Consider the following 19562-nt stretch of genomic DNA (forward strand, 5'->3'; position numbering starts at 1 on the left):
TTAAGAGCTCGTTCCGCGTAGACGCTGTTGAACCCGCTGCCATAAGGACGGGCTAGGCGTGTCATCGATCACAACGGGCCGTTTGGCACGCATAATAATTTGATACGGCTGGCCTGGCGTATTGTGCTGAAAAAGGGTGTAGATCTCGGGGGGGAGCTGTTCCCAGTATTTAGCAAACTCGGGGTGAAAAGGCCCCGTATCAATGGTTTCTATGTGATCGACCTCTAGGCCGACGCGCTCCAGCATACGTTGTAGGGTAGCGGCAGTAAAAAAGTGAATATGGGTACGGTCTAACAATCCGGTTTCGGCATAATTAAACTCGCCACACCATAGCTGGGCTAACACCCCATTATGAGCAATATTGGGTACAGACACCACCACATGGCCGGTTGGGCTTAGGTAATGCAGCGCCTCGCGCAAGCGGGCTTCGGGATCACGCAAATGCTCGAGCACATCCGCAAAGACCAGCACCTCAAAGGACTGATCCAACGCACGGAGGCTATCGGCTTGGTCTAAGTCGGTAATCACCACCTCTTTACAAAAAGCACGCGCTAATTGGGCTGCGTCGGGATTGAACTCTACCCCTGTCACCGTACAGTGGTAGTGGTGCGCCAAGACCTTAGACATAGCGCCGGCAGCGCAGCCTAGCTCTAGCACCTGCTTGTGCTCACCCACTAGGCGACAGACACGGGCTGCCGTGCTGTCATCGTTAGGGTCAAAAGCGTAGTCATACTTGAGTGCGTCTGTCATGCTTGAACTCGTAATTCAATGTGGCGCATTGGAATTCCCACCAACCCGGTGGCGTGGGCGCTGCTATGGGATTGAAACAGCAACGCATCATGAATCCAGTGATGTTGAACGTGATCTTCTTGGGTGCCGTCTGCGATGGCAACGGCAATCGAGTAATCGCCTTGGGGCAAAATTGGCATAGGGAACTCGAACACCGCCTGCAAAAGCTGGCCTTCGGCCACGGCCTTAGGCTGATCGCGGTAACTAATATAGGTATTGTCGCCAAATAGCGTTTGACCGAGTCTATCTTTGACATAAAAGCCCACAATAGGGCGATCCAAATCGTGCGAGACTTGAATCTGAACAACCAAACGCACCGCTTCGCCTCCGACCACCCAATGCAAAGCCTGCCCGGTCAGGTCTTCAAGGTGGACCTCGGCGATACGGGCTGAGCCCTGCCCAAAACCGGCCTGATTCGCATCAAAACGAAAAATTTCCAAATCATTACGCAATTGGCTGTGATTAATGAGATCGCGGCGTTGGTCTATCCACTCCTCGACCGGCACAATGGGGGCCAAGGCGCGCGGTTCGTTCGAGTTTTGGCTGCCAAACAACATGGCTAAGTAATCCTCGCAAACGGACTTGGCATCGCCTACCGCACGCATTTCGCCTTGGTGTAACCACACAGCGCGATCGCATAGATTGGTCACGGCTGCGCTGTCATGGCTGACAAATAAAATAGTGCCGTGTTCTTTAAACTGCCGTAAAAAACGCATGCATTTTTGCGTAAAAAGCGCGTCTCCTACTGCTAGTGCCTCGTCAATAATCAAAATATCGGCATCGACGTGCGCAATCACGGCAAAGGCCAACCGCACATACATACCCGACGAATAGGTTTTAACCGGCTGATCAATAAACGCCCCAATTTCCGCAAAGGCTAAAATGGCCTCTAGGCGGGCATCCATCTCGGCGGTGGATAAACCCAAAATCGCCCCATTTAAATACACGTTTTCGCGGCCCGTAAACTCGGGATTAAAGCCGGCGCCTAACTCTAATAGCGCAGCAACCCGACCGTGCACCTGAATTTCACCAGCAGATGGCGCTAAGGTACCGCAAATCATTTGCAATAAGGTGGACTTCCCCGACCCATTGCGCCCAATAATGCCCACGGTTTCCCCGCGCTTGACGGTGAAATCAATATCGCGCAGGGCATCAAAAGGGGTGTAGTAAGTTTTTTTTCTAAACAACGCTTGCAGTAATCGGTCTTTAGGACGTTTAAACAATCGAAACTGCTTGCTTACGTTTTTGACTTCAATAGCCAGATCAGAGCACATCAGCAAACCCTTTACGCATTTTTTGGAAAGCCCAGATACCTAAGGCACCTATTGCGAGTGCGCCTACTGTATAGAGGCCTAATAAGCCCCAGTTGGGGGCGAGGCCGTCTAATAGTACAGCACGACTTTGCTCAATAATCAGTGTCAGAGGGTTAACCATAAAAACGGTTTGTAAGCGCTCGGGCAGCATCGAGGCCGGGTAAAAAACCGGCGATAAAAACAAGAGCAAAGTGGTGACTAAGCCCATGATCTGACCAATATCGCGCAAATACACGCCTAGCCCCGCTAATAAATAACTAATGCCCGCCAAGAACACAATATAGGGCGCCACGATAAACGGCAGGTACAGCAAACCCACCACAGGCAGGCTTTTTTTCACCACACTATAAAACACCACCAGCACTAATAAACTAATAGCAAAGTGGAATAGGGCAGAAAGCAGGTTGACCAATGGCAGTACCTGCAAAGGGAACACCACCCGTTTGACATAACTGGCATTGCTAGCAATTAAAACAGGGGCACGGTTTAAGCACTCGGCTGCTACGCCGTGAATGGTTAAGCCCACAAACAACTGCAGGGCGTACTCAACGGGGCCGCCTGTTTGACCCCAGCGCGCTTGGAAAATACCGCTAAACACAGCGGTATAGACTGACAACAACAGAATAGGAGTAATCAACGCCCACAACAGCCCGCCCGCCGAGCCTTTATAGCGCGTTAAAATATCACGCCACGCTAAACGCTGGATAAGCGAACGGTGTACCCAAAGAGACCGCAAAGTAAACAGCATGGATCGGAAGTGCTCCAAAGTAAAAGTGTATCTGCGTCAGTAAAGCGCCAGTTTAAAGTGCTTTGGGGCTTTTGCCCAGTGTAGCGCATCGGCTATTTTGTTGTGTAGGAGCTACAGAAAATCCGTCAAATGCGCGCGGAACCCCACTGTCATAAAAGTTGGTAAAGAATGTGCGGTATGGTAAGAAGATGTTGGTAAGTAAGGCCCGTTTCCCGTCATTTTTATTGACAAGACCCGGGTGGTCGCTTATTCTTGCCACCAATGTTACTGATAGCCGGACGCCGACGGAAACAGACGCGCGTCAGACGACCCAGGCTCATAGAGGCATCAGCAACATCCATCGATGGGTGTAATCCCGTAACATTAAAGGAAGACAATTTCATGGCAAACGCATTTTTTAACGCCAACTATTATTTGGCTAAAAACCCTGACCTAGTTCGTGCTGGTCTACACACTGAAGAGCAGTTGTGGAGCCACTACGTAAACTACGGCGCTCAAGAAAACTTTGAGAATAAAAACGCAGACCGTAATCCTAACGCATGGTTCGATGTGAACTACTACTTGGGTAGCTATCCAGACCTAGTCGCTGCTGGCGTAACCGCAGCTCAGGCATTGGATCACTATTTCACCTACGGTATTAACGAAGGTCGTCAGTTTAGCGCGGATGTCCGTACTTCTGAGTTTAATGCTGACACTTACGCTGCTGCAAACGCCGACGTACGCGAAGCCCTAGGCATCGAAGAAGACGCCGAGCTAACCGCTCAAGACAAAGCAAACTTGCTTAAACACTACTTGGCATGGGGCTATGCCGAAAACCGCGAAGGCGCTGGTAATATTGCAGGTGAAGTGAATGCTTTGAATAATGTGACTGTAGAAGATAAAGTTACAAAAGGCACGATCGGTAACGACCTGTTTGTAGTTAAGCAAGATCTTGCTGCTGATGCTGTAATTGATGGTTTAGGCGGCGCTGATACTGTTCAATTTACTGCTGATGTAACAGAAAAGATTGGGGAAGATGGCAAGGATCAGTCTTTAACCTTGCGTAATGTAGAAAACGTTGTAGTGAAAGGTAAGACTGTAACAGCTACCGTAGAGTCCAAGCTAGACAGCTTGAAACTCGAAGGTGAGGCTAACGCAACCCTAAACTTTGCCGCTGCAGCTGTAGCTGGTTCTGATGACGTACTAAACGTATCAGCTAAAGACACTGGTGCAGAGCTAACCGTAAACGGTTTCGAGACTGTAAACGTGGCTTTGGGTGGCGAGTTTGATGGCATCTTTAATTTAAACGCTAACAAATCAGCCGGTTCTAGCCAGACAGTTAAACTAACTGGTGGTGGCAAAGAAGGTACTGTTAGCTTGAGTTTTGAGAATACGAATTCTAGCAAATTAACAGACCTAACCATTGATGGTTCTGGTTTAGCTACTGGTTTAAGTGGTGTAACACTAGGCGAACAAGCTGAAGGCATTAAAAACGTAGTAGTTAAAGGCAGTACTTCTGCTGCAAACAACTTCGACGTAACAGTTAATGCTGAAAAACAGTCTCTAACTGTTATCGGCGGCGACAAAGATGATACGTTCAACGCTACTGACGCTATTGAAACTTTCACTGGTGGTAAAGGTGATGACACCTTTAAATTTGACGCTGGCTCATCAGTAGTAACTAAGAAAACAGTAGACAACAAAGCAGTCATCAACGGTGTTGACACCATTACTGACTTCAAGAAAGGCGATGCGCTAGATTTAGGTGGGGCAGCATTCAGCAAGCTAACTCTAGAAACTGGTGAAGAAGCTGGTCTGAAAACGCTAGAAGATTGGGTATTAAGAGCTGATACTGCTAGCTTTAACTTCGGCGGTGATGCTTATATCGTTGTAGCTGCAGCTACAGGTGACGATGCTACTACAGCTTCTTTAGTAAAACTAGCCGGTGTTGATGTGAATAAGTTAGGTGTAGATGCTGACACAGGTGCGATTGCTTTTGCCTAAGCAACACCTCTAATTAGCTTCTAACTAGCTATTAAAACCCCCGATTTATCGGGGGTTTTTTGTTGCCTACTCAAAATGGCCTTTTGCTTCAATACGGGTTTTTGCCCCGCGTAATTGTGTAGTTGTGCTGTTTTTGTCCTAGCTCTAGTATGTGCAGACGCCCTTTATATCAGCTATTTTTGGAGGATTGTGATGAGCGTTCATCCTTTTTTTCATGCGTCGTATTATTTGGCTTCTCATGTTGATTTAGTCGTAGCGGGACTGCATAGCCCAGAGCAATTATGGCAGCACTATGTGGACTACGGTGCCCACGAGCAACGTAAACCCAATGCATGGTTTGATGCCGACTATTATCTGCAACACAACCCCGATTTGGTTGCCGCCGGCTTAACGGGGCATCAGGCGCTGCAGCATTTTTATAGCTATGGCTTGTATGAAAGCAGTCGCCTCAATACCTTTAGCCGTAGTATCAAGCAGCAAGACTTCACGGCCAGCGACTACGCTGCCGAGCCCAGCAATGCCGATCTATTAACTGCTTTTGCCATTGATGACCCTACCCAGCTGAGTGCGCTGCAAACCGCTCAGCTATTTGGGCATTATTTGGCGTGGGGGTTTGCCGAAGGGCGTTTAGGCGCTGGCCCTATTGCAGAGCAGGTGAAAAAAGTGAATGTGTTGCCGTTTGCCAGCGAGGGCACGGTGTTTGACGACGAGATCCATTGGTCTTATGCCCACATGGGTTTGTGGAACGCGGGTCTAATTAACGGCCTAGGCGGGTGGGATACGTTGGTGTTAGGCCCCGGCGTCATCACTCACACCCATGAAAACGCGCTACAGGTGACCCATATTGAACAGATCACCATCGAGGGCAGTGTAGAACAAGAGTTCTATCAATTGGGGGCATTTATCTACAGTCACACCCCTGTGCAACGCATCAGTCTGCAGCCAGCGGCAGGGCAACAAGGCACTGATTTTCCTGTGCAGTTACGTGTCGATGCACAGGCCGTAGCGCAGGCCCATGACACCTTAGTTTTGGACATCACCAACCCTGGTCAACATCAGGGTATTAGCTTCAGTACCCACGGCTACGAGCAGCTCACAGTGCACCTAGGCGATCAGGTGCAACAACTAGCCGTTTTACAGGTAGATCGTACCCAGGGCGACACCTTTAGTGTGCACTTTAGTGGGGGCAGTGCGGCAGGGGTAGACGTAGGCTTAATTACCAACCAAGCCTCGCCCACTGTACAGCAGTTAATCATTGATTTTTATGATCTGCAGGGCTTGCTACGCGTAGGGCAATGGGACGAGCTGCATCATGTGCAATCTGTGCAGGTACAAGGCAGCCATACCGTCGCCAATGACTTTGCAGGGCTGGGGCTAACGCTGACCGCACAGCACGACCTAACGCTAGTGGGCGGCAAGGCTAACGATGTATTGACGGCGACGGTGGCTCTGGATCGGTTAACAGGTCAGGGTGGGCAGGATATTTTCGACTTTAGCGTACCGGGTACTGCCACAGTGCGCGTGAGTAACCACCTGGATCAAACTCAAATTCAGGCCATAGACACCATTACCGATTTTAAAAAAGGCGACGGTTTACGCGTAGAGCAGTTACAGTTGCTCACCCTCAAAACAGGCGAGGAGGCCGCCCTCAGCACCCTCGAGGACTGGGTGGGAATGGCGCGCCACCAAGGGGATGCGTTCAATTACAACGGCGATGCCTATGTGGTGCTGCGCCCAGCGCAGTCAGCGGATCTCGACCAGTTAGAGCTGGTGAAATTAGCCGGCGTGAACGTAATGCGTTTCTTTGATGCGCAGGACAATGCGGCGTGGGATGAGTCCTTGCAAGCCTTTACATGGGTAACCTAATCCCACTTTTTCCATACGTTTTGCAATGGTATTGCAGAATTTTTCTTAATGTCGGAAGTCGTTAGAAGGGGTAAAGCCTTGTAAAAGTGCTCGTCGGCACTCAATGGATTCGCTACGGTGTAAATGTCTTTCTTTACAAGGGTCCTTCTGTCGCTGACGCGCGGGACAGAAGGACTGACATTACCCGTTTTATTGAAGAGGAATGTGATATGGCTATTAATCCATTTTTTAATGCTGAGTTATATTTAAGCCGTAACCCTGACTTAATCCGAGCAGGTTTGCATACCGATGAGCAATTATGGGATCACTATGTGCAGTATGGTGCATTCGAGAGTACAGCTAGCGATGTCCGTGCACCCAATAGTTGGTTCGATGTGAACTACTACCTCGCTAACTACCCCGATCTAGGTGAAAATGGCGTCACCGCTGCGACCGCCCTAGACCATTACCGTCATTACGGTGTGAATGAAGGCCGCAGTTTTAACCCTAACCCTATGTTGGCTCCCGATAACTTTGATGCGGATGGTTATGCTGCAGCGAATAAGGATTTACGTGAAGCCTTTGGCATCGAAGAAGACAGCGAGCTAACCGACCAACAAAAATCGGATCTGCTTGCTCACTTTTTAGCCTACGGCTACAAAGAAGACCGCCCCGGTGTGAACGAGAACTTTGCTGACCACGTGTTGGCGGATAATGCCGTTGATGTGGATGCTTACTTTGCCGATAACGCGAACGCCAAAGCCGTGCAAGGCACAATTGGTGATGACTCCTTTACCGTTAATGGCGATGTGGCAGGTAAAACCATTGATGGCCTAGGTGGCGATGATACCGTACACCTACACAAGGACGCTACCACGGGCACCGTAGAGGGTGATGACGCACTACACCTACGTAATGTGGAAAACGTCATGGTACATGGCGAGGCAGAAATTCATTCCGAGCAACTGCTTGATATTGAGCTAGCCAAAGGCGCAACCCGCCTAAACGTTGACTTTGCTGCCGATGCGGTAGCCGGTAGCGACGATGAGCTAGACGTTAAGGTGGCAGCTAACGAGGCTGCGCTTACCGTTAACGGCATTGAAAATCTCGACATTACTGCAACAGGGGCTGTCTCGGCGCTGACGGTAACAGCGAACGAGGCACGGGGGCAGACCATGGAGGTCGAGCTAGAGGGCGGCAGTAAAGATGGCTTTGCTTTCACCTTTGAAACAGCGGGTTCCGCCGCATTGACCGAGCTAACGATTGACGGTTCTGGCTTGAACGGCGCACTGGACTTAAGCTTTGGCGGCGACCAAGAAGTGCTAAATGTGAAAAACCTCGTGGTAAAAGGTAGCTCTACTGCTGCTGAGCAGGATTTTACTGGTCTAGCTGCCGCAGTGACAGGCACGGCTGCGAATGGTTTTGCGGTCACTGTCGAAGGGGGCGAGGGGAACGATACCTTTGCAGCGTCCACAGCCATTGACCACTTCACCGGTGGTAAGGGTGAAAACACCTTTACGTTTAGCGCAGGTAATTCGGCTGTTCAGGTCAGCAATGGCAAAGTACAAGCCATGGATACCATCACTGACTTTGGTGCCAAAGACACCCTAGAGGGCGTGGCTGGTTTAAACATTGTGACCGAGACCGGCACTACGCCTGAGGGCATTACCCTCGAGGAGCTAGCCACTACTCTAGATACAGGTAGCGTCTTTGACTTTAATGATGACACCTATGTTCTAGTAAATGGCGATGCCGATCTAGCGAACGTAGAGTTGGTGAAGCTTGCTGGTGTAGATGTAGAGAAACTGCAAGTCGGTGAGAATGGCGAGCTTGCCTTTGCCTAATTGGCGGTTTTTTTAGCCTCAGAAACCCACTGCTACAGTGGGTTTCTGTGTTTTTAGCGCACCCATAACAGCAGGAAAAACCGGCTAAAACTTTGCCGTAATTTGCTGCTTTCCCAGCTACGCATTTAGCGTTACTCTTATAGACAGTTCACTTGATTCATTTTTAAAGGTCTTCGCATGTCATCTGCTATTTTTCCAGTCAGTATTTCACGTCATCAGTCCTTAGCCTGGGGCAATTTTAGCTCGTATGAGTTCGCCGCAGCAGACACGGTATGTCCGGTAGTGATGGCCGAAATGGCAAAAGCGGCTTGCGAGTTACCCCTAGCATTTATTGCCCGCGACGACGGCTTTATGCCCGTGGCAGTGTTGGGCTTAACCGCTGACAAAAATGCCTTTGTGGGCGCCAACGGCCTGTGGGAAGGCTCCTATGTGCCTGCACAATACCGTGGCTATCCTTTTTTAATTGCTCGCTCCGCCGAAGGCGAGCAGTTGTTCTGTGTAGACGAACAAAGCGGCTTGGTGGGCGCTCAGCTGGATCAAGCTTTTTTTGATCAAGACAACAACCTCAGCCCCGAGCTGCAACGCATTTTCGATTTTTGGGCCCGCCTAGAGGCCGATCGAATTCAAACTCTACGCTTAACCGCCGTCCTACAGCAATACGAGTTAATCGAGCCGTGGGAAATTACGGTGGAAAACGAGGAAGGCGGCAGCTACCAATTAACAGGTTTATACCGCATTAATGAAACGCGCTTAAACGAGCTGTCCGACGAGCTCTTTGCCCAAGTCCGTGCGCAGGGTGCCTTGCCAATGATTTACTGCCAATTGTTTTCTATGCAGCATCTACAGTCCGTGGCTCGAAAAGCCGCACAGCGTCTAAGCGAGGGCGAGTCTCAAGTCAGCCTAACCGATGCCAAAGGCGAGCTAGATTTAGAGTTTCTAAATCAAGATAGCACCATTAATTTTGGTGGGCTCTAAGTTAAAAGAATGGGTTTATTTTTAAACCCATTCTTTTTATGCGCATTTTGCTTTTTTAGTTTATGTTTGGATCCGTTATGAGTTCTAGTTATCCGTTAAGCCATCAAATTTCCATTGCATTTAGCGAGCTAGAGGATCGGCTCGTGATTCGATCCCAAAACACCAATGGGCAAATGGTGTGGTTGTTGCTAACTCGGCGCATGACCTTGGTTTTATTAAAACAACTTTTAGAGCAGTTGCATCGCATCAGCCATTTAGAACAAACCCCAGCGCAATATTGGCTTGAGACTCTACAGATGGATCACAGTCAAGCCATGCAAGCTAAACGCGAGACCGATGAAAAAGCCTTAGCGTACAGTGGCCCTTTACCCGCCAAATCAACGCTGAATCCCAGCCAGAAACCTCCTCAAGACCCGGCTAAGGCGGCCACGCCTAGTGCGACGTCTGGACAACGTCAATTGTTTTTAGCCAGTCATTTACAGTTAGAAAAATACCCAAAATACGTATTGTTGGCCTTTAAGGGGCTTGCCATGCCCCAAGCCATGGTCACCCCCAGCCGTCATGTGCCGGTGTTTGCATTACGTTTAGATCGCGATCATTTACACCAGTTAATTCGATTGCTTATTGCCAAAGCACAAGAGGCACATTGGCATTTGCCCGTGGAAATTCCGTGGCTCAAAGCGCCCGAAGCACAAGAAACCAGCTTAGCGTTACAGTTATTGCATTAATACGACAGCATTCAAAAAGCATGGATTCGAGTTTGAGTGAGGTATAGTATTGCTTTGCTTTGTTCTGTCACTACTTTGAGCTGAGAAAACGTTGAGTGTAAAGCTATCTCCCACTGGCAAAACGCATCCTAAATACCGGCCAGACATTGATGGTTTACGAACTATCGCGGTTGTAAGTGTTTTAATTTTCCACGGCTTTCCCGAATTCCTTCCTGGGGGGTTTGTGGGGGTAGATATTTTCTTTGTCATTAGTGGTTTTTTAATCAGCTCGATTATTATTCGCAGCCTACAGCTTGGGCAATTTAGTATTTGGCATTTTTACGAACGCCGTATTCGTCGTTTATTTCCCGTCTTACTCGTTGTATTGGTATTTAGCTTGGGTTTAGGGTGGTTGGTGCTGTCCCCCCTAGAGCTGCAATCGTTAGCAAAGCACACCGTTGGGGGCGCGGCATTTGTTTCTAATCTTTTATTAGCCGCAGACAGCGGGTATTTTAGTGATGTGAGCGATACCAACCCGCTTTTGCATTTATGGTCATTAGGCATAGAGGAACAATTTTATTTGCTTTGGCCATTGGTGCTTTGGTTTTTTTATTGGCGTAAATGGCCATTATGGTTAGCCATTATTCTTTGTATTAGCACTTCGTTTGCTTATAGTCATTATCTGACTTTAGGCAATCTTAAACTCGCTTTTTATAATCCCTTTTCACGTTTCTGGGAAATGTTAGCCGGTGCTGCTTTAGCCTGGTGGTCTATTAAGAAAACGCAAAATCAATTATCAACAGCTGCTGCAACGCATTGGCGTCATCAGGTGCTGTCCTTTGCCGGTCTTGTTTTTTTTCTTATTGCCTTAGCTAATTTAAATCCACAAAGTGTGTTTCCCGGATGGCGAGCTATTTGGCCTGTGCTTTCTGCTATGTGTTTTATTGCAGCGGGTCCGTATGCTTTTTTTAACCGCTATGTGTTATCTAGACCGTTGATGGTTTGGATTGGGTTAATTAGTTATCCCTTGTATTTGTGGCACTGGCCCCTGTTAGCGTATTTTCATAATTTCAGCTATTTAGTCGAGGCCCATTGGCATCCATTATTTATTAGCGGGTTGTTAGGGTTAAGCGTCGTTCTGGCATGGCTCTCTTATCGTTTTGTAGAGGAGCCTTTGCGCGGGGGTCACTCTGGCCGCCTCAAGTTAATCGCTTTGTGCGGCGCAATGATTGCCATCGCGGTAGTGGCCAGCGGTATTTGGTTAGCCAAAGGCATGCCAAAGCGCTTTGCGCCCGAGGTACGTGATGTAGTGTCTATGGACTTGCGCACTCCCGAATGGTTAAGCTCATTGCGCGAGGGTCAATGCCATAATATGGTCTATCGCGATCCTCAACTGAATGCTGAGCAATGTTTAACTGATGTCTCTGCGAGTGTGGTGTTGTGGGGGGACTCACAAGCTGCCTCGCTTTATCAGGCTTTGCAAGAGTGGGGGCAAACGCAGGGTGTACAAATCGGTCAATTAACCGTAGATGCGACTGCTCCGTATTTCAATGCGGATCGCAAAAATAATATGGGTTGGGATTACAACAGTATATCTGAGCGGGCATTAGAGCAGCTCAGGCAGCGACCGCCAGCAATACTGATGTTGCATGCGTTTTGGGTAGCTCATAGTGGGACGCCCGAGGTCATGCAGCAGCAGCTGCAGACTACCATAGAAAAAATTCGCCATGATTTACCCAAAACAGAGATTGTTATCCTCGGTCCGGTGCCCAATTGGAAAAAACCTACGGGCCAAAATACCTTTAATTATTTTGCGCTTCGGGGCAGTGTAGTCCCCCCGTTTACAAGTTTTGGCTTATTAAGCAGCGCGCAGTTTTTTGATGGGCGTATTCGAGATCATTGGAAAGAACAACCACGCGTGCATTACATTTCTGCTACCGACTACCTTTGTGATACAGAACAGGGTTGTTTGATCCGCTTGCCCGATCAAAACTTTAAGCCAGATGCCATGGCCTATGTGGATGATTCTCATCTATCTACGGCAGCGGCACGGTTTTTAGTACAAAAAATAGCGCCTCAGTTAGAAGCGCTGTTGCCTTAGTTTAAACACCAAAGGCATGGTGCTTTAGGTGGGCTTAATCGCTTAGTTTCACCAAGCCTGTCTTAAATGCCTGCCCGCGTTCAATATATGTTTGCGCGTTTTTTTGCATCGCGGCCAGGTCGTCCTCAGTCAAGGTGCGCACCGCCTTTGCTGGGCTACCTAAAATCAGAGAGCGGGGCGGGAATACTTTGTTTTCTGTGACTAAAGCACCCGCACCCACAAGGGACTCAGCCCCAATCACGGCACCATTTAGTACTACCGCTTGGATTCCAATTAAGCAGTTGTCCTCGATCGTACAACCATGCAGCATGGCTTGGTGTCCAATGGTGACATTTTTACCGACGGTTAAGGGGTAGCCTGGGTCGGTATGAAAGACGGCGCCCTCTTGGGCATTGCTGCCGTCGCCTAAAACGATGGGCTCGTTATCACCGCGCAATATTGCACCAGGCCAAACACTGGTGTGTTGCCCTAGGTGTACGTCGCCAATGACTACGGCTTCGGGGGCCACGTAGGCGGAATCAGCGATGGTAGGTTTTTTATTTTGAAATTGATAAATAGTCATTGTTCCTCCTTCATAAGATCAATCCATCATACCGCGTATTGAAAACGGCACGAAGTCTGTCGTTATGCGCAACACAGTAACAACTTGCTTAGCTTTAAGGGTGCAGCGCTAAACTTGCTTACATAAAGTAAGCTTAGGAATATGTACAGTTGGGGCAGTTTTTCTTATGATGAAAGAGTAGTCTTTTTTTGTTGACTAGGAGGTTATATATGTTCGCGAAATTCACTTTTGCCGCTGCTTTAGCCGTTGCCAGTGTACCGGCTGCGATGGCAGCTGATTGCAGCTTCGATCTCGAAGGCAATGATGCGATGCAGTTTAGCGCTCAGGAAATTATCGTAGATAAAACATGCGATGAGTTCACCATTAACCTAAAACACACGGGTACCTTGCCCGTCGCCAGTATGGGCCACAACGTAGTTATTTCTAAAAAAGCCGACGAGCAAGCCATTGCTAATGATGGGATTGCCGCGGGCTTGGACAATGACTATGTCAAGCCTGATGACGAGCGTGTCGTGGCTCATTCAGATGTAATTGGTGGGGGCGAAGACACCTCTGTTACGTTCAAGGTTGCCGATTTAAAAGAGGGTGAGGACTACGGTTTCTTCTGCTCTTTCCCTGGTCATTTGGCCTTGATGAAAGGCGACCTTAAAGTCCAATAACCTGTTTTATTGGGTGTGTTCAAGCCGACTTGGGCCGATGTACCGGCTCAAGTCGGTTTTTTGTATGCGCCATGCAGGCTATAGGCTCAGTATTTGCTAGGGGATGCATAGGTCGAATCACTAAAGGAGTCTGTTATGCCTGCTGTTTCTAAAGCCCAACAAAAAGCTGCCGGAGCCGCGTTATCAGCCAAACGCAAAGAAACCAAAGTCAGTGAGCTCAAAGGGGCGGCTAAATCCATGTATGAATCCATGACAGAAAAAGAGCTAGAGGATTTTGCTGCTACGTCTCGTAAGAAGCTGCCTGAACACAAGGACAGTGAGTAAATTTTTTATTGAGTCCAACGGCTAATTGACAGTAAAATCAGCCAATTAGCTTTAGCGGTAGGTGGCCATTTAGGTATTAATGGGGCTGCGCTCTAGTCGCAGCATCAACACAGTCTACCGATGCAAAGCGTTATAGCTGTCCAAGGACTCCGGATGAAAGAAATTATTGAAGGCTTTTTAAAGTTTCAAAAAGAAGCCTATCCCCAGCGCGAGCATTTGTTTAAAAATCTTGCTACCAATCAAAACCCCCGTGCGTTGTTTATTTCCTGTTCTGATAGCCGTATCGTGCCAGAGCTCGTTACACAACGCGAGCCAGGTGATATTTTCGTTATCCGTAACGCAGGCAATATAGTGCCTTCGTATGGCCCAGAGCCAGGCGGGGTGTCTGCCTCGGTAGAGTACGCTGTTTCCAAGCTAGGTGTGCGTGATTTAGTGATTTGTGGTCACTCTGATTGTGGCGCTATGACGGCTATTGCGGCGTGCCAGTGCCTAGATCACATGCCTGCAGTTAAACATTGGCTACGTTACGCGGATTCGGCCCGCCTGGTCAACGAGGCGCGCCCTCATGCCAATGAACAAGAGCGTATTGCTTCGATGGTACGAGAAAATGTGATTGCACAATTAGCCAATGTGCAAACGCACCCATCGGTACGTTTGGCTTTAGCTGAAAATAAACTCAGCCTGCATGGCTGGGTATTTGATATTGAATCAGGCACGATCGAAGCCTATGATGGCGCAACGCGTCGCTTTGTGCCGTTGGCTGCATCCCCCGATGTGGTAGCCGCTCCCGTGGTTTGGTAGTTCAACGGCTTATTTGACTGGTTGTGTTTACAACGTAGAGTCATAAAAAAAGAGTCCTGTATTTGCAGGACTCTTTTTGTTGCCTGTGGAGGTTAGGCAAGTTGCAGTTGTTGCTTGGTTTGTGCCAAGGAACGCTCGCTTTGAGCATGATAAAGCGCTTGCTCATCATGCACTTTACAGCCTAGGTCACGCTCGAATACCTGTTGATTCGATAGTTGAGCATATTCTGTTGTGGTGCCATCGCCTAAGTTCGATTGAAAAATGCCTGCTGCACTAACAGGTAGGAAGTCTTCGTACACAATGCCATCAATACGCACATCGCCATTTGCAATCAGCATGTCTAGCGTGGTGTTGACTGGAAACTGACCGGCCTTGGCTAAGCCCTGTTCGGTGGGGCTGTAGGTAACATGAATTAAGCCCTGTTGGTACAAGCTGAGTAAATCATCGGGAAAAGCCTCAAAATGGCGCTCTAAGACCTCGTAGTAGTGATCTGCATTGGCCTCGGTAGTGGGGCCGTTCATTTCAGCCCGTGCCGCTTGCAACAGCTGGTCGTACAGGTCGCGTCCTTTAGGGGTAAGCGCTGTACCGCGTTGTTCGATTTCCCCAAAGCGAGCGGTATGGCTACCCCGCTCTGTGTCGTGCTGGTCGCTGTAGCGCACGCTTTCCTCGAGTGCTTTAAAGCTGGTTTGGCGCAATAAAATCGGTTGTTGACGACGCGGTGGCCCTTCAATAACCGCTTTAGGGCTAATGCCACGTTTAGGCATTTCCGCTTGGGCCGCATCAATGTCTAGGGTACGTGGTGTCAGGTGGTTAATATGTGGGCCTTTAAAGGCCACCACATCGGCAATTAGACGGTGCTGGTCGTGCAAGCTTTGGTATTGGGCGCTGCTAACTGTGGCTTCGCTGTGCCATCTAAAGGTTTCCAGGGCTTCGGTCACAAACTGCTCGGCTTGCTCGGCGGTTAAACCACCGTTTTTTTCATGCTGTTCAATCAGCTCAAGTGCGGCCGGAGTGAAAATTTGACGGCGAGCTAGGATCTCGTTGGCCTCGTCACGCAAGGTGGGGTTGTCAATAAGCTCTAGGCGTAACAACGAGGTGAAAACGCGAAACGGGCTTTGACGTAAATCGGCCTCGTGCAAAGCACGGAATGCGGTGGAGTGCACCGGTACCCCAGCAGGAGCAAGATCGTAATACCCCACTGGCTCCATTCCCATGACCGCAAACAGGCGGCGCAGGGTATGAAGCTCGTGCGCCGTGCCCACGCGGATAGCGCCATGACGCTCTTCATCCAGTCGCTCTAGCTCGTGCGTGGTACGCAAGTGCTGTTCGAGCTGAGGGTCTTGTTCTAAGCAGTGCTGATTCACCTGTGCAACGAGATCAAGCAGCTCACCATAGAGAGGCACCTCGTTTTTGTACATGGTCGACATGGCCGCAGAGAATAAGGCTCGGATTTGGCTTGGAGCCATAAAGGGGGTAGATGCCATCAACTGTCTCCTATTTTCTGGCTTGGGAGTAATAGTGCTGTTGCAACACATGCAACGGATGTTTGATTGTGAGCTGGCTAAAGCGCTGAACCTGACTGCGACAGGAGTAACCGGTAGCCAGTAAGCGTCCACTGCCGCCATGACGCGCCACAATGCGCTGCCATGACTGACCATAAATAGTGGCAGAGGTGGCTTGGTGTTGGGTTTCATGCCCATACGTGCCTGCCATACCGCAGCAACCACTGGCGACATTGACTAAGTTCAAACCCAGCAAAGCAAAGACGTCTTTCCATAACGCGGCGGCTTTAGGAGCGGTGGTTTTTTCTGTGCAATGGCCGACTAAATAATAGGTATTGTCCAGGGTGGTGTCGTTTTGGACATGACTTAGGTCTTGGTGTTGGAGCCACTGGTGTAGCCATTCCTGAGGTAACAGCACGTTAGGTGCTGTCATATCGGGTTCGAGGGCTTGGCGGTACTCCTGACGGTAAACTAAGGTCATGGCGGGGTCTAAACCCACTAATGGCACCCCTTCGACGCTTAGCTCGTTAAGCAGTTGGGCGTGACGCTGGGCTTGCTGCTTAAACCGGTTTAAAAAGCCGTGGACTTGAAGCGGTTTGCCATTGGGCATAAAGGGCACAATATAAACCTGCACCTGTAAATGCTGCAGTAAGGCAAGCCATTCTTCCCACAGTGGGGTTTCAAAGTAGCGCGTAAAGGCGTCTTGCACCAAAATCAGACTGTTTTGTTTTTGCGCGGGGCTAAGCGCCTTTAAGGCCTCTGGCGTAGCGACCTGCACCCCGTAGCGCTCTAGCAAAGGCTGCCACGCTGTGGCGCTAAGCAAAGGGATATCGCTTAGGCCTACGGTTTTGCTGACAAGGCTTTGAATTGGTTTAAGACGCATGAGGCCGTTGTACAGCGCTGGCACTTTGGCTGCATGGGGCAACACATATTCCAAAGAGCCCACCGCATAGTCTTTTAGTGGACGTACATAACGGCTGTGATACAAGTATAAAAATCTAGCCTTAAAGTCGGGAACGTTCACTTTGACGGGGCATTGGCCCGCACAGGATTTACACGATAAGCAGCCCTCTAGAGCCTCGTACACCTGATGGGAGTAGTCGTCTTTTTTACTACGGGGGTGTTGCAAGCTGGATTGCAGCTTGTGGAAGCCCTGTTTAATATGTGCCAACACGCCGCTGGGGGCCTGGTAGGTGCTAAGGTCTAGCCCTTGGTTGTTTTGCAAGCGTAGCCATTCGCGTACTGCCGAGGCACGGCCTTTGGGTGAATGCAGGCGATCGCGGGTGGCTTTCCACGAGGGGCACATGGCGTCGTCCGTATCGTAGTTATAACAAGCCCCATTGCCATTACAGTAGACGGCGCTATTGAATAGTTTCCAATCAGAAAAGCGTATTTGGCGATCAAAGTCGCCACGGAAATCCACCTGATCGACGGCTAAGAGCTGCGCATTGGGGGTGGTGCTGGGGGTTGCAATTTTGCCTGGGTTGAGCTGATTGTAGGGGTCAAACAGGGCTTTGATTTGCTGCAGTACCGGGTATAAATCACCAAAAAATTTGGGTGCGTAGCCCGAGCGTAGACCTTTACCGTGCTCGCCCCATAATACGCCCCCGTATTTATGCACTAGCTCTACGACTTTGTCGGTAATAGGGCGGATCATCGCGGCTTGGGCAGGGTCTTTCATATCAAGTGCTGGGCGTACATGCAGCACACCAGCGTCTACGTGACCAAACATGCCATACGATAAATTGGCCTCGTCTAATACCGCACGGAACTCAGCAATAAAATCTGCCAAATTTTCGGGTGGTACGGCGGTGTCCTCGACAAAAGGTTGGGGACGTATTTCGCCATCTACGTTGCCCAGCAAGCCCACGGAGCGTTTGCGCATACCGTATACGGTGTTAACGGCCTTGGCGCCGTAAGCGACGGTATGCCCTAGGCGCACTACACTGGTGTCGCTTTCCAAGTGTTTAATAAAAGCTGCCACTGTATGCTGCAGCGCATCGATATCGTTACCGGCAAACTCAATTAGATTAATACCCAAGGTGGGCGTACCGTCGGCGTTGTCAGGGAAGTACTCTGCCACACTGTGCCAAATGATGTCATTTTGTGCCAAGCCCAAGACCTTGGAGTCTACGGTTTCAATAGAAAGTGGCTTTAATGCCATTAAGGCTTTGGCATCACGTAAAGCAGCCTCGAAGTCGGCATAGCGCACATTGACCAAAATCTGTTCGGTAGGGATGGGCAGCACATTGAGTTTGGCCTCGGCAATAAAGCCGAGCGAGCCTTCGGCACCACAAAGTAGGTTGTTTAGGTTGAACGAATCGCCCTCTTTGATGTGGGGTAAGTCGTAACCTGTTAAGCAACGGTTTAAGGGTGGAAATGTGTCTTGAATAGCTTGAGCATGAGTGGTGACCAGCTCGTCGATAGTCTGATACAGCGGGCCAACCAATGGGTCGGCTTTAAAGGCTGGTAGCTCGTCAATAGACAGTGGGTGGGTATCCAATACCTGCCCACCTAGCAGCACGGTTTTAAGCCCTAGCACGTGATCGCGGGTTTTACCGTAAGTGCAACTGCCTTGCCCACTGGCATCGGTGTTGATCATGCCGCCGATAGTGGCTCGGTTTGAGGTAGAGAGCTCGGGGGCAAAAAACAAACCATAGGGCTTCAGCGCCGCATTCAGCTGATCTTTCACTACGCCGGGCTGCACCACGGCGGTGCGGGCGCGCGCATCAATATGAAGAATCTGATTCATATGACGCGACATGTCGACAATAATGCCGTCAGTGAGTGACTGCCCATTGGTGCCTGTACCACCGCCTCGTGCGGTCAGCACAATACTGCGGTATTTATCGCTGCCCGCTAACCGGCTAATACAAATCAAGTCCTCGGTATGACGAGGAAACACACAGGCCTGGGGCAAGCGCTGATAGACCGAGTTATCGGTGGCAAAAACAACACGTTTGGCTAAGTCGCGTTCGATATCGCCTTGGAAGCCTTGGGCGGCTAAAGCGGCTAAAAACTCGTTATATAACGAATTTTCTTGAACTCGGTGTACGGGCAAAAAAGCAATGTGTTCCATCGTGTCCTGGCAGTTAGCAAGCAGAGTAAAAAGCACCCTGCAAAATAAATTGGCATGGGTAAAAACCCATCAAGCAGCATGCGCGATGCGCCTACCCTCCATCAAAACAAACTTTGCGTAGGGAATCAAGCGAATAAAAACCCGTAACGCATTCCATTTGGTCATGTATGCAGCCGCTGAGCGTCGTAAAGAGCAGACATTTTTTTCCCATTAAGGGTACATGATGGGCTTTGTTTACGCCGAGAAAACGGTCGTCAATAAAAAAAAGGAGTCAGCCTAAGACCTTGATACAACGTTGGGTTAGCCGTTTTAGCTAAGAGGCTAATTCCT

15 protein-coding genes are annotated in these 19562 nt (G+C 49.5%); 9 read left to right on the plus strand and 6 right to left on the minus strand.

Features of this window, described 5'->3' with window-relative positions:
- From GGR41_RS08865 to GGR41_RS08875, 3 genes are read right to left on the minus strand one after another with little or no spacing between them, the layout of a single operon-like run.
- Complete coding sequence (locus tag GGR41_RS08865; protein ID WP_167661522.1) at positions 1-750, minus strand: class I SAM-dependent methyltransferase; 750 nt, start codon at positions 748-750, stop codon at positions 1-3.
- Entirely contained in the window at positions 747-2063 is a 1317-nt protein-coding gene (locus GGR41_RS08870) for an ABC transporter ATP-binding protein (protein WP_167661523.1), read from the minus strand. Before GGR41_RS08870 ends, GGR41_RS08865 begins: the two co-directional genes overlap by 4 nt.
- Complete coding sequence (locus tag GGR41_RS08875; RefSeq protein WP_167661524.1) at positions 2053-2850, minus strand: ABC transporter permease; 798 nt, start codon at positions 2848-2850, stop codon at positions 2053-2055. Before GGR41_RS08875 ends, GGR41_RS08870 begins: the two co-directional genes overlap by 11 nt.
- 381 nt (positions 2851-3231) lie before the next feature.
- Here GGR41_RS08875 and GGR41_RS08880 point away from each other — a divergent pair, with 381 nt between their 5' ends.
- The 6 genes from GGR41_RS08880 (at position 3232) to GGR41_RS08905 (ending at position 12305) form a co-directional block, all read left to right on the plus strand.
- Complete coding sequence (locus GGR41_RS08880) at positions 3232-4833, plus strand: hypothetical protein (protein ID WP_167661525.1); 1602 nt, start codon at positions 3232-3234, stop codon at positions 4831-4833.
- 192 nt (positions 4834-5025) lie between these two features.
- Positions 5026-6699, plus strand: a complete 1674-nt coding sequence (locus tag GGR41_RS08885) for a calcium-binding protein (RefSeq protein WP_167661526.1) — start codon at positions 5026-5028, stop codon at positions 6697-6699.
- Positions 6700-6908: 209 nt separating this feature from the next.
- Entirely contained in the window at positions 6909-8522 is a 1614-nt protein-coding gene (locus GGR41_RS08890) for a hypothetical protein (RefSeq protein ID WP_167661527.1), read from the plus strand.
- Between the two features lie 177 nt (positions 8523-8699).
- The gene (locus GGR41_RS08895) at positions 8700-9497 is read left to right on the plus strand and encodes a SapC family protein (protein ID WP_167661528.1); all 798 of its coding nucleotides are present in this window, start codon (positions 8700-8702) and stop codon (positions 9495-9497) included.
- A 77-nt stretch (positions 9498-9574) separates the two neighbouring features.
- The gene (locus GGR41_RS08900; RefSeq protein ID WP_167661529.1) at positions 9575-10225 is read left to right on the plus strand and encodes a hypothetical protein; all 651 of its coding nucleotides are present in this window, start codon (positions 9575-9577) and stop codon (positions 10223-10225) included.
- A gap of 91 nt (positions 10226-10316) precedes the next feature.
- Complete coding sequence (locus GGR41_RS08905) at positions 10317-12305, plus strand: acyltransferase family protein (RefSeq protein ID WP_167661530.1); 1989 nt, start codon at positions 10317-10319, stop codon at positions 12303-12305.
- Positions 12306-12339: 34 nt separating this feature from the next.
- Here GGR41_RS08905 and GGR41_RS08910 read toward each other — a convergent pair whose 3' ends face one another.
- Complete coding sequence (locus tag GGR41_RS08910; protein ID WP_167661531.1) at positions 12340-12867, minus strand: gamma carbonic anhydrase family protein; 528 nt, start codon at positions 12865-12867, stop codon at positions 12340-12342.
- Between the two features lie 209 nt (positions 12868-13076).
- Between GGR41_RS08910 and azu the strand changes: the two genes are divergently transcribed.
- From azu to GGR41_RS08925, 3 genes are all read left to right on the plus strand, one after another.
- Entirely contained in the window at positions 13077-13526 is a 450-nt protein-coding gene (gene azu, locus GGR41_RS08915; RefSeq protein ID WP_167661532.1) for an azurin, read from the plus strand.
- Between the two features lie 135 nt (positions 13527-13661).
- Positions 13662-13850, plus strand: coding sequence for a DUF3008 family protein (locus tag GGR41_RS08920; RefSeq protein ID WP_167661533.1), 189 nt, complete (start codon positions 13662-13664; stop codon positions 13848-13850).
- Between the two features lie 153 nt (positions 13851-14003).
- A complete protein-coding gene (locus GGR41_RS08925) occupies positions 14004-14651 on the plus strand; it encodes a carbonic anhydrase (protein WP_167661534.1) in 648 nt (215 codons plus the stop codon).
- A gap of 92 nt (positions 14652-14743) precedes the next feature.
- Here the strand turns inward: GGR41_RS08925 and hglS are convergent, their stop codons facing one another.
- Together hglS and ydiJ are read right to left on the minus strand one after the other, a co-directional pair.
- Positions 14744-16135, minus strand: a complete 1392-nt coding sequence (gene hglS / locus GGR41_RS08930) for a 2-oxoadipate dioxygenase/decarboxylase HglS (protein WP_167661535.1) — start codon at positions 16133-16135, stop codon at positions 14744-14746.
- Between the two features lie 10 nt (positions 16136-16145).
- Complete coding sequence (ydiJ, locus tag GGR41_RS08935) at positions 16146-19232, minus strand: D-2-hydroxyglutarate dehydrogenase YdiJ (RefSeq protein ID WP_167661536.1); 3087 nt, start codon at positions 19230-19232, stop codon at positions 16146-16148.
- Positions 19233-19562 lie beyond the last annotated feature (330 nt).

Source organism: Paenalcaligenes hominis (assembly GCF_011927625.1).
GTDB lineage: Bacteria > Pseudomonadota > Gammaproteobacteria > Burkholderiales > Burkholderiaceae_B > Paenalcaligenes > Paenalcaligenes hominis.